Annotated in this window: 6 protein-coding genes; 2 read left to right on the forward strand and 4 right to left on the reverse strand. The window is 60.0% G+C overall.

What is annotated here, in order from left to right:
- Positions 1-182 precede the first annotated feature (182 nt).
- A complete protein-coding gene (locus tag KCX59_RS16820) occupies positions 183-2,987 on the forward strand; it encodes an S-layer homology domain-containing protein (protein ID WP_179019522.1) in 2,805 nt (934 codons plus the stop codon).
- A 223-nt stretch (positions 2,988-3,210) separates the two neighbouring features.
- Here the strand turns inward: KCX59_RS16820 and KCX59_RS16825 are convergent, their stop codons facing one another.
- The 4 genes from KCX59_RS16825 to KCX59_RS16840 all read right to left on the reverse strand — a co-directional run bounded on the left by KCX59_RS16825 (position 3,211) and on the right by KCX59_RS16840 (position 9,796).
- Positions 3,211-6,180: an Ig domain-containing protein gene (locus KCX59_RS16825; RefSeq protein ID WP_179019878.1), complete on the reverse strand. Its 2,970-nt coding sequence runs from the start codon at positions 6,178-6,180 to the stop codon at positions 3,211-3,213.
- Positions 6,181-6,352: 172 nt separating this feature from the next.
- A complete protein-coding gene (locus KCX59_RS16830) occupies positions 6,353-8,161 on the reverse strand; it encodes a polymerase (protein ID WP_370629249.1) in 1,809 nt (602 codons plus the stop codon).
- A gap of 148 nt (positions 8,162-8,309) precedes the next feature.
- Positions 8,310-9,320 carry a cation transporter gene (locus KCX59_RS16835; RefSeq protein WP_179019520.1) on the reverse strand — a complete coding sequence of 337 codons (1,011 nt, stop codon included), beginning with the start codon at positions 9,318-9,320 and terminating at the stop codon, positions 8,310-8,312.
- Complete coding sequence (locus tag KCX59_RS16840) at positions 9,317-9,796, reverse strand: transporter substrate-binding domain-containing protein (protein ID WP_179019518.1); 480 nt, start codon at positions 9,794-9,796, stop codon at positions 9,317-9,319. Before KCX59_RS16840 ends, KCX59_RS16835 begins: the two co-directional genes overlap by 4 nt.
- Before the next feature lie 230 nt (positions 9,797-10,026).
- Here KCX59_RS16840 and KCX59_RS16845 point away from each other — a divergent pair, with 230 nt between their 5' ends.
- On the forward strand, positions 10,027-12,606 hold the full coding sequence (locus KCX59_RS16845) for an S-layer homology domain-containing protein (RefSeq protein ID WP_370629248.1): 2,580 nt from the start codon (positions 10,027-10,029) through the stop codon (positions 12,604-12,606).
- Positions 12,607-12,684: the final 78 nt, after the last annotated feature.

Consider the following 12,684-nt stretch of genomic DNA (forward strand, 5'->3'; position numbering starts at 1 on the left):
CGTATCGGTTTATTGGATTTCTCGGGGTAACAGGCCGCGAGTCCTCCGCGGCGAATGCCCGGACATGAAACTCCGCTTCACATAAGTACAGCGTGTCGACTAACCCTCTTCCGCAACTTAGGATCACGAGCACGGTCGCAAGGTAAGCGGCCTCTTCGTTCGCATCGAAATAGGAGCCTTTAATGAGGGGTAGATCGCCGGGCCGGTTTCGGCTCGAAGTTTCGGACAGAAAAGCAACAAAGAGCAACGTCACCGACCGTGTCAGACCGAAGGCGGTGGCGGCCGCCCTCGCCGTTTTGTCTGTGGGTGGCCTTATCGCGGGACTCGAGCCAACGGAAGCCATCGCTGCGACAACGACCCACCGATTCCCGTGGTTGGGAGAAAGCGCCAACACCGCTACGAAAGACTTCTTCACCGTCGGGGTTAAAACCTACGACGAGGCCACCACAGCCACGGACGGGTCCAACGGCTGGGGCCACACTGCGTCGCAAGAACTATGGGTCCACGATAGAACATCCGATGAACCCGGGAAGCGGATCCTCAGTCTCGGCAACGGCCCTGATTCGCAGGCGGCAATATCTGAACTAGTGACCCTCGGTGATCGTGCCTATTTCCTCGCCCCTGACGATCCGACCCAAGACGGCGGATCCAACAAAACCCTGTGGACCTCGGACGGTACCGCCGCCGGAACCACCAAACTGACCGACCTTGATCCCGGCCAAACCGACCAAGCCAAAAGCTTGGCCGTGGCAGGCAACAAGCTCGTCCTTTTTGTGAATAACCCGGACACCAACCGGACGGACCTCTGGGCCTCCGATGGAACCGCGCAGGGAACCCAGCCCATCGTCCCGAACTTAGAGCCCGATTCCGGTTTCAGCGTTTGGAAGGGAAAAGCGTTCTACTACAACGCCCTGAACTGGGCTGGGCAATCGGGCGAACTGTGGGCCACGGATGGCACCGTCGGCGGAACGGTCCTGGTGGCAAACACCTATCCGGATGGTTCATCGGCTCCCCGGGTCACTTCGGAAACCGGGGCTCTCTTCCGAGACGAGTTCACAGAAGCCACCTGGCTGAGCAACGGCACCAAGGAAGGCACAAGGGTCCTGTTCGAACCGCCCACCTCCGAGGCCCGGAACATATCCGTACTGGCGGCCGTTGACGACAGCTACTACTTCTCGGTCAACGACAGCCTACCCGCCCAATCCCAGCGCGGCACCGCCCGCATCGGCGCTGTCGTCCAGGCACCTGAAGCGCTGACGCAAGGGACCAACACCGGCACTATTTTGGTGCGGGCGACCGCCGGTGACTTGGTCACGGCTTACGACAGTATCGGGACACCACTCGGCCAAGTGACCACGGATCCACAAGGTAGCGGCAAGATAGATTTCTCAACCCCTGTCGCTGCCGGCAGCACCGTGACACTCATTGCCACCCGTGGAGCAGCGACATCGGCTCCGACCTACTACGACTACGTTGACGGCCGCATGGATGCACCCAGCGCCACAGCCACGGCGGCTGCAGGCAAAACCGTCATCAGCGGCTTTGCCCCACCCGAATCCCTGATCGCTGTTAAGGATTCCACCGGACAACAGCTCGGCACGGCGCGAGCCGGACAGTTCGAAAATACTCCCTATTTCGTGGGCGAATTCCAGCTAACGCTCAATACCGCTCTGCCCTCGGGCACCGACCTCACGCTGAACATCATCGAAGCATTCCAGGACACCCTCTGGTGCACCACGGACAGCGGCACGACCCGCCGGCTCTCAACAGAGCTGCAGTCGGGTTCCCCTTATGCACAACCCGTCCCGGCTTCGGATGGCCTGTACATCGCCATGGGCACCAACCAAGGAACCGTCCGCAAAGCTGATTGCGCAAACGGTTCGTTCGATGTCGTGTACCAGGCGCCCGCTAACCATGGCATCCAAGATTTTAGAGGTTCCGGGTCCACCATATTGTTCAACCAGACCTACAACGGCCCATCAGTTCCTGCTTCAGAGCACAAAGGAGGACTCTGGGGCATGTCCGGCGGCCAAACTCCCGTGAACCTCGGCCGGACTTTCGTGTGGCCGATGCTTCCGGCATTTGGAAAAGTCTTCTTCCCCCTTTGGGAAACCACGGCTGCAGACAGCCGGCAGGCCCTCTGGGTCTCCGACGGGACACAGAGCGGAACTACACGACTTCAGCTGCTCGAAGGCACAGGCACCACGACCACCTCCGTCAGATTCTCCGATTGGTACTACAGCCGGACTGTCGGAGAATCCCTATGGTTCCTCGGCAGCAGAGACATTCCCACGTCCGAAAACTCAGGCGGGAGTGCGCACGCTCGGATATGGGCTACCGATGGAACCGACGCGGGGACACAAATGGTGGCAGATCTGATGATGGAATCTGAAACAGTACCTGTCCCGGTCTTTTCGGACGTTCCCGTTGGCGCCCAGTTCAGCACCGAAATCGCATGGATGGCCACGCAAGGCATTAGTACGGGATGGACCGAAGCCGACGGGTCCACAACGTTCCGACCGCTGTCACCCGTGAACCGGGATGCGATGGCCGCGTTCATGTACCGGCTCGCTGGAAAACCCGCCTTCACTCCCCCAACGACCTCACCCTTCACCGACGTACCCGCCACCAGCCAGTTCTACAAGGAAATCACCTGGCTCGCAGCACAAGGCATCAGCACCGGATGGACCGAAGCGGACGGCTCCAAATCCTATCGCCCTGTGACACCGGTCAATCGCGATGCCATGGCCGCGTTCATGTACCGGCTCGCTGGAAAACCCCCCTTCACTCCCCCAACGACCTCACCCTTCACCGACGTACCCGCCACTAGCCAGTTCTACAAGGAAATCACCTGGCTCGCAGCACAAGGCATCAGCACCGGATGGACCGAAGCGGACGGCTCCAAAACCTACCGCCCTCTGACACCCGTCAATCGCGATGCCATGGCCGCCTTCATGTACCGCTACAACACCAACAACCCCAGCTAGATCCATCACTGAGACGGCCGGTCACGAACAACGTTCCTGACCGGCCGTCTTACTGCCCTTGTTCAAGGCCCTGGCGGTAGTGGTGGTTACGCTTTCCAAGGCACACCCCGTCGTCGAACTCCCCATTCGAGGACAGCGCAATTCTCAACGAAGAAAAAGCCCCCCGAACACCACAAACGGCCGGCCCTTGGTATGACAAGGGCCGGCCGCTTTGAAGATGGAATCAGGGTGTCTTGGACAGGAAGTGCTGGATGTTTTGGATGATCGGCGTTCTAGCGTCGTACTCGAGGTAATTGATGTCCATCAAGACAACTACGCGCCCTCGTCCGGTCTTCATATCCCCTTCGGCCCAGACGCCTCCGATGGCCACGCTCTCACTTCGAGCGAAAACGTTCCGGGCGTCCACACCACCCATTCCGCTGATGGCTCCGGGTGCATCGGGGTCAAAAGTGGTGAGAACGTTGGGCATTTTGGTGATTTCGTTGCTGGCAGCAGGATTGAACGAGAAGGTTCCCGTCACATCGCCCATCTGCCCCACCACAACGTTCTGATCGGTAAGTACATGGCGGAGGACGTTCTGAACGCTGGCATTCAGAGCCTCGCAACATGGACGTTCCCCCGTGAGGTAGGCCGCTCCGCCGTCAGCTACGTAGCTGGCTACGCGGCGCTCGTCTGCATCGCTCCAACCGTAGCGTGAGGGGTTCCAAATTGACTTGTAGCCGCTCAGGTCAGCAGGGAGGGAGGTCGCTTCCACAACCTCCGCGCCGGCGGCACGGAGAGTTTTGGCGACGTTCGTTATTCCATACCCCTCGTCACCATCGGCATATACGAGGACCTTATCGCCGCGCGGCGGGGTGGGGTTCACAACCAAGGTCAAGGGTGCTGATGCAACAACGCCCAAGGTGTCCGTGGCTGTAACGGTGATGTCGGCAGTTGCCACCGTAGTTGGGACACCCGAGACTATTCCGGTTCCGGAATTCAGAGCGAGACCCGAAGGAAGCGTCCCCTTCGAAATCGTCCAGGTGTAAGGCTGAGTCCCGCCCTTGGCCGCAAGGCCTATTTTGTATGTCTTCCCAACAGTCGCGCTGGGCAATGAAGTAGAAAGCACTTTCAGAGGTGCAACCGTCGGAGGCACCTCTGCAGCAGGAGCCCCAGGGGCTGGGGGCTTCGTGGACCAGGAGGCAATGGTCTTTTCATAGATCGTGCCGGAGTAGATGGTCACGTTGGGACCGCCGTCGAAGAAGCAGATGAGGCAGGCGCCAAGTTCAAAACCAACTTGGCCCTTGAGCTCTGCCATGGGGTCTTCGGTTGGGTGGTACGCGGCAGATACAGACGCATTAAGCTGGCCCGTAATTCCGACAATTTCCACCCAGGTGACGCGTGTATCGATTGCGCCCGTGAGGGTCGCTTCGATGCCTGAATCGCTGGAAAGGCCCAGCGGCTCGTGCTCGGTGCCACACGTAGCGGCCCGGCTTTCCTGGCCGTCCCTCCACTGGTAAGAGGTGCCGCATTTGAGGGTCACGGAGGTGCTGAGGTCCAGCTTGCCGTTGACTTCAAACGTCAGGGACGGCTGGGCCACCATGACGATGGCACCTGCGCCTGAGGGGACGGTCACCTTGACCTCGGGACCCTCCACGGTGCAGACGCCTTCCCCGGAAACAGCTGCTCCCAGGTTGACGGTGATGGAGCCTTCGATGTTTGCCTGGAGCTGGTGGAGCCCGCCGAAGAAGGGCTTCCAATCGGCATAAAGCGAAGGTTTCATGTTCGGCGTAACAGACAGGCCCTTGAGGTCTGCTGTCGCTCCGCCTTCACACTGTATTTTCTTCGGTGCCGGGACTGGTTCCTTTCCAGCGAAGGGCGTGGTGAGCGCTTCGGATTCTCCAAGTGAAGTGGTTACTGCTGCTTCATCCGTGAAATGAACGGTGCCCTCGGAGTAAGCCGCGGACAGGTTGGCTGTGGAGACCGACACCAAAAGCGTCCTGTCAGCGGTCATCTGGACGTCGTCGACGTTGAGTATTGCACCGGATTCGAGATTGGCCCAAGGGTCAAGAGTCAGCACTTGGCCCACGGTCACATCGACGGCCGTGAGCTCCACCGAGACAATGTTGTTCGATGCGGGGTCCCTGTTGACGGCGACGATGTTGTCCCCGGGGACGTGGACCGTGTTTTCCTGGGGCACCAGGATCTCGCAGGGCTTGCCCGCGCATTCCTCGGGCGCGGCTTCCGGGACGTTCAGGCTTAGGGTCCGCGATAGCGTCAGTCCGGAATCATCAGTGGCTGTGACAGTGACCGGGTAGTCGCCTGTGGCTGTTGGAGAACCGGACAGCACACCTGTGGGTGAAAGGGTGACACCTTGGGGAAGGCCAGTTGCATTCCACACCAAGGAGCCGAATCCGCCGGCCCCCGTGAGCTGCTCGAGGTACCTGACTCCGGCGATGCCGTCCATCAAGTGGTCGTTCGCAATGGTCAGCGGGCTTGTGTTCAGGTGGAAGCGGTACATGAACGCTGCCATGGCATCACGGTTGACGGCCTGCAGCGCCCGGTACGTCTTCGAGCCATTGGCTTCGGTCCAACCGGTGCTGATGCCTGTGGAGGCAAGCCATGCCATTTCCTTGTAGAACTGTTGGGAGGTGGCGACGTCGGCGAACGGCGAGATTGCCGGTGCTGTGTAGTCGGGGCTTCCCGCCAGACGGTACAAGAACGCTGCCATGGCGTCGCGGTTTACAGGCTGTAGTGCCCTGTAGGTTTTGGTGAAACCGTCTGCTTCGGTCCAGCCGGTGCTGATGCCTTTGGACGCCAGCCACGCCATCTCTTTGTAGAACTGCTGGGATGTGGACACATCAGCGAAAGGTGATTCAGCCGGAGGAACGAATCCTGGACTGCCAGAGAGCCTATACATGAAGGCCGCCATCGCGTCCCTGTTGACCGCCTGCAAGGCCCTGTAAGTCTTCGACCCATTGGCCTCGGACCATCCAGTACTGACGCCCGCGCTGGCCAACCACGCCATCTCAGCGTAGAACTGCTGGGATGTGGAGACGTCGGCAAAAGGAGATGTGGCCGGAGCCGGGAACGATGGGCCACTATCTTGTGCCGTAACGACGGTCGGCTGGGTTTGTGTCGCGGCTTCCGAGACAACCACTGGCTCTACGGGAGTTACCGGAGCTGCATTGGCCGGAATCATTCCGATCATCATGAACGCCGATAAGGCAAGGCTAAGCCCTGGAATTACGAGTCTTCGTCCGTATTTATGGCGCACTTATGGCTACTTTCCGCACTTTTTGGCGGAACCCCGCCCCCATTTTCATCTACTGATTAGTAGATATTCAAAAAGATAGCGTTATTATCCGGTTACTCCAATTTCGGGTCTAACGGGCCCGGGTCAGCCGTTCCTCTACTTCAGCGGCTTTGTCGGGCTGGCCCGACACGATGTACAGCTCCGAGAGGATGTTCAGCGCTCGCTCCGGTTTGGGGGTCAGGGCCGCAGCACGTTCAATATCTGCAATGGCACCCTCCATGTCCTGGCCGCTGGCTTTCGCGAGTCCCCGTAGAAGGTGGGGCTCCGACGTCCACGGCGAACGGTCAATCTGCGTGTCCAGCGTCTTCCGCGCGGCTGGAACGTCGCCGGTCCCCAGTTGTCCGATGGCCAGTGCGGTCAGTGCCTCCATGGAGGACGGGTTACGTTCGACGGCGGCCCTCGCCCAGGTGGTAGCGGCTGCTGCCGCTGTGGTATCGCCCGTGACGGCGCGGACAGCGAATGCTTGTGCGGCAAGAAGGTCGATGTCTTGGTCCCAGGGCCGTAGGGTCTTTGCCTGTTCGAACTCCTTAGTCGCTTGCGGAATATCACCTCCGGCGGCCAAGTCAGTACCGGACTTCATGGGTATTTCCGCGCTTGCCGCGACGCCAGCTAGGAGCGCGCCTACCAGCGCCAACCCAACTGCTGATAGGCGAGCTACGTCAAGAGCTTTATCCCGCCGACTCTTTGCGGGTCCCTCCAGCACGGGAGCATTTCCAAGAATGGCACCAGCGAGGACACAGACCAGCGCGGTGGTTCCCGGTGAGGTGAAGTGAGTCATGAGTGCGAATCCGTAGCCGCATATGGCCACCAGCGCACCGATCAGAAACAGTTTGTGCTCGTTCAATGGTGCGGTGCGGATACGCCTGAAGCCGATCACGATGACCGTGCACACAGCCGCAGCTACGGAAAGAAGGAAGAACAATCCTCCTGCGCTGACCAGCTGGAGAAGGACCATGTGCGGGCTGTCCGCCGGGAAATCAGTACCCACGTTCTTGGCGAAGGCATCGGATAGGTGAGAAGGCAATGCGTCCACGAATTGCCCTGCTCCGAGTCCCAGGAACGCGTTGCTGGACAGGGTTTGAAGGGATGCCTCCCAGAGGTATACGCGACCCGTAACGGTTTCCATGCTGAACAAGCGTTCCGCAACGGACGGGATGGACCATGACAAAACTGCTGCCACGCCCATGAATCCTGCGACGGCAGCGATCGCGTGAACGGGCCTTCCTGATTTGAACAGCTGAAATGCCTTGAATCCGAAGAGCAGAATTCCGCAAATAACCACAATGAGGATGCAGGCGCGGGAACCGGAAGTGACAGTTACTACCCCTGCCGCTGCCGCTCCTATTTGTGCCAATTTATTCTTTGACCATAACGCCGTGGGCAGAAGCAGCAGGCAAGCGACCAATCCCGCCAAGCCCAGATCTGTGGCATTACCCAACGTCGCCCCGGGTCGTGTGTCGTCGGCACCACCAAGGGGTCGGAGACCAGCCGCCTCGGCCACTGCAATGGGCGCCAGAATGAGCATGCTGAAGCACAGTCCATGGACCAGATACTGCCTGCTTCTTGCAGCGGAGGAACCGCCCAATACACGCGCCCCTACCGCCAACAAGCCCACGTATAAGAGCAGGACAGGCAGGCCCTCATACCGCGGCCACCGTCCAACAAATGCAGCCAACAGATCCTCGGAACTCAATGCCGCAATGACATATGTCCCCACTATGGCTGCCAAAATCAGCACAGTAGGACGTCCGAGTCTTGACGTTGCCGGGGTAAGGAGACCCAGGAACAACGCGAGCAACAAAATGGCGAGTTTTGGCAAAACGAACCTGTAGAGACCGCCCGGCAGCATGATCAAGGGTGTGGCGACCAATAAAGTCACACTCAGAAGCGCCATTCGGGGGCTACCGAAAGTCGGCTCCCAAATGCGGCGTAATGATTGCACTATTTTCCCCCATGATCGACAGGCCCGCCGTATAAGAAATAGCACGGGTCTGACTCTCCGGCGCACCGGCCTTGTACAAGAAGGTTCAGTGCTCTCCTGAAAGGCCGGGCAGGAATTCTGCGGGCAGGGTGGAAACGGGAACCAGGACCATGTCCTTCGCCTTCCAGTCCAGATCAACACATGCTCGGCGGGCTGTTTCCAGCTGCTCCAAGGTGGGCATGTCCCCTAACGGGACAACGAACGTTTCGATGTGAAAGACGTGCCCTTCGTCCCTGATCCGGGATTTTGCCGCTTCGACCCAGTCGAGTCCGCTGAGGTAGCCGTCAATTTCATCGTCCAAGGGGTGGGGCTTGGCGTCGTCGTACGTTCTGGCGCGTTTGTCCATGAGGGCAGTGATGGCTGCCTTGGTGTTGCGTATGCCGTCGTGCAGAATGCTCGCGGAGATGATCAGCGCGGCGGCTGCGTCCGCCCACCACCAACCGATACCGATGCCCGCAATGCCTGCAGCAGCGGCGACGGCGGTCTGCCAGTCTGCTTTGTTCATGTCGGCGTCCGCATAGAGGACCTTGTCGTGCAAGGTCTTCGCCAGTTTCATCTTCTTGTGGCCCAAGTAAACCGGCGGGCCTGCTGTCAGGAGCATCGCGATGATCATGACCCAGCCGAGCCAAATCGTCTGGCCGAAGAAGTCGAACCCACCGATTGTGGGGTGTTCTGCCGTCAAAAGGCTGATGCCGGAATCAACAATCAAGTAGGCGCCCATGACGGACAAGGCGACGGCCGCTACGACGTGGGCAACGCCAACGGCACGGTGATAACCGTAAGGATGCTCCTCGGTGGGGCGCTTGCGGATCACGCGGGCGGCAATCAGGAAAGACAGAGGCGGGAGGAACGAAAGGACGTCTTCGAGCCACGCAGCCTTCATAGCTTGTGAGTTTCCCAGCAGGAGATAGATCATGGCGGTCGAAACTGCCAGGAATGCCACGGTGATCCACTCGAAGCGGATCGCTTTGCGTAGCGCTTGGTGCTGCTCCTCAGGCAGTTCGGTATGGCCGAAACGGGAGGTAGCGCTGCCGGGCCGGCTTTGGGTGGCTTTCACTTGGTGCCCTCCGACTCTTTGAGGAACGTATCCAGTGTTAAGAGGAAGCCGTTCTCGCCTTTGGCGACCAGCATTACATGTTTGTGCTTTTTCCCTGTGTCGTCCACGGATTCGGCGTAGGGCTTCGTCAGCGCTGTGTGCTTTTCCCATGGCGTGTCTTCACGCAAGCCACCGATTATGAGGTCAAGTTCGCCGTGCTCTACGCGTTCGGCCAGGATATGTTCGGCGCCCGTGCTCCACTCCACCCTGGCATCCAGTTGTGCGGCGAACCTCCGCACTAGTTCGGCTTCGGTCCCGGTGGGCTCCCCGGAAGGTGGGAGCTTCACCCAGTCGCCGTTGGGACTTGCGCCTACTCTGAGCACGTCACCGCTAACCCGGTCGAGTGTGCCCTGAGGGTCAGCCGGGACGCTGATTCCGCAGCCCGTTAGCAAAATGACAGTCGCCGTCAGAATGGCCACTTTCAATCGCCGGTACATGTCTCCGCAACCTCCTACTGGGTCTTGCCACCACTATAGACAGGTTACTTATTATTTGGACTTGTGTTTGGCGCTTTCTGTGGCATCAGTCCCTACCGGAGCGCCACCTCGCCGCCATATTGAGCAATGTCCGCGACTTTTGAGCGCTTTCTGTTGCTTCGCCTGCGAGGGATGCCATTTAGTTAGCTTTCTGAGTGTTTTCTGGGTGTCGCCGGTGTGTGGGGGTTGCGGTGTTTCGTCGTGGTGTGGCGTGGTTGATTGCTGTGGTGTTGGTGGTGGTGGCGCCGGGGTTGTTGGTGTTGCCGGCGGCGGTGGCTGCGGATCCGGTGGTGGAGAACGTGGTGACGTTCTCTGATGTGCCTGAGTCCTCGCAGTTCGCTACGGAGATTTCGTGGTTGGCCGCCTCGGGTATTTCCACGGGTTGGGATGCCGGTGGCGGGGTGCGGCAGTATCGTCCGTTGGAGTCCATTGCCCGGGATGCGATGGCGGCGTTCCTGTACCGTCATGCCGGATCACCGGCGTTCACGGCACCTGCGGTATCTCCGTTCACGGACGTCCCGGCCGGGGCTGCGTTCTATAAAGAGATCACCTGGCTGGCTGCGGAGGGCATCTCCACGGGATGGGATACCGGTATCGGGAAGCGTGAGTACCGGCCGTTGTCCCCGATCGCCCGTGATGCGATGGCCGCGTTCTTGTACCGGTACGCGGACAAGCCAGCGTTCACGGCCCCGCCGGTGTCGCCGTTCGTGGATGTGCCGGCTGGTGGCGGGTTCTATGCGGAGATCACGTGGTTGGCGGCGTCGGGCATTTCCACCGGCTGGGATGCCGGTAACGGGGTGCGTGAGTACCGGCCGTTGAACGGTATCGCCCGTGATGCGATGGCTGCGTTCCTGTACCGGTACGCGGGCCAGAAAGCACCTGCTGACCCGGGGAACCCAGCGGCGGGAACGGTCACGGTGGCCCCCGACGTCGAGGTCCTTGAACCAGCCCAACTGGAAACCGCGCTGGTGAGCGCTGACACTGTGGTGCTTCCTTCGGATCAGGCGTTGGAGATCAAACCCAATGACGTGCTGGTCTCCGGTGTCACCACCGGAACCCCGGACGGGCTCCTGGTCCGGGTCGTCCAGGTAGCCCGCGACCCGGGCGGAAACACCCTAGTCAAAACCAAACCAGCCACTCTCCCCGAAGCCGTGGTCTCCACCGGCGGGCTGCTCGAAGTAGCCGGCACCCCGGTGAGGTCAGAGTTCATCCCCGAACCCGACGTCGTCGTTGAACCCAACGCGGCCCCGACCGCAACCCGGCCGGACATGGCCCAACCGTTCGCGGAGACTTCGGCGGATGTGTTCAACAAGTCGATGACGTTCAAGAAGACCGTCAAGGGTGAGTTCGGCAAACCCGACGCACCCTTGACCGGTAATGGCTCAGTGACTTTGAAGTCGTCGGTGACGGCGAAGGCCACGGCGAAGATGACCTTGGACGTCGGCTTCCTGCAGTTGAAGGAAGCCTCGGTTGTGGTGACGCCGTCGGTGAAGGCCGAGCATTCCGTCACGGCCGAGGGGTCATTGAAGGGTCAGGTGACGTCAAAGCTTGGTGAACTCAATGCCTGGTTCACGTTCTGGGTTGGACCGGTCCCCGTGGCAGTGACCGCCGATGCGGAGATGAATGCGAACTTCGCCCTGGACGGGGATGCGCAGGTGGTTTTCTCCTCGTCGCAGACTGTTTCCAGCGGTCACGGTTTCAAATACAAAAACGGCTCGTTCAACCTGGTCAATGACAAGCCCTCCACTGCCGGGATCCAGAATCAATACAAGGCATCGGCGTCTCTTACCGTGAGGGCGTCACTGGATTTTGATGCCACGATCAAGCTTTACGGCGTCGCGGGAATCACGTTCGGAATGGGACCGTACGCGACCACCACCATCACCGTTACCGCGGCAAGCGGGCAACAACTCAGCTGGACCTGCCCCTTGGAACTTGGCGTCGAAGGCCGGCTCGGCGTGACGGCAGGCATCGAGATTATGGGCTTCGACTTGGGCGAGTGGGAAGCCACCGTGACCAAGTCATGGCCGCTGTTCACTGCAAACCCCTGCCAAGGAACCACCGTCATCCAGCCCCCGCCGACAAACCCCACGCCGACGCCGACACCGACTAACACACCGACGCCGACTAGCCCACCCGGCCCGGGCATAACGCTTCCGCAAGTGCCGGTTCGCGTCGGACAGAGCGGGCAAGCAGTTTTGGTCGAGGACGGCGGCGATGTCGCCTCGGTCCAATGGATCTCAAGCCCGCTGCCCAACACAGTACTGTCTGCCGGCCAGCCCACAATTCCGGCGACCCTGACGTGGTCGCCGAAAACCGTCGAGACTGTCCAGTTTTCGATTCGGGTTACGTATAACGACGGAAGCACAAAGGATGTGTCGGGGTCCCTGCGCGCTTACGCGGTGCCGGCTCCGTCGCTTGCTGTGGGAAATTTGCAGTCCACGTACGTAGCCACATCGGACCGCGGAACCCCATACTCCGTTGTCACCTTCGAGATCACCAAAACTACGGCGTCTAACACAACGCCTTTGAAGACACTTACGGACAAAGAGGACCCAGCCAGCGACTTCTATGCGTACACAGGCGGCGACTCGAACGCCAACAACGTCCTGGATATCGGTGAGAAGTGGCAGTATCGAGCCTTCTACCTTGATTGGCGGGCCACGGAGCCGGGCAATAGCAGGACACGGACAATCCTGGTCCGCGCCAACGACACCACCGGCGCGGGCTCATGGATTGACGCCGAAGTCGCCTACACAATGACGCGCTAGTTTGACCCTAAGACAACGACGCCGGAGGTGAGGTTGAAATCCAACCTGACCTCCGGCGTCGTTCTTGTCATGCGAAGA

It is taken from the genome of Paenarthrobacter nitroguajacolicus, from assembly GCF_051027655.1.
Classification (GTDB): domain Bacteria; phylum Actinomycetota; class Actinomycetes; order Actinomycetales; family Micrococcaceae; genus Arthrobacter; species Arthrobacter nitroguajacolicus.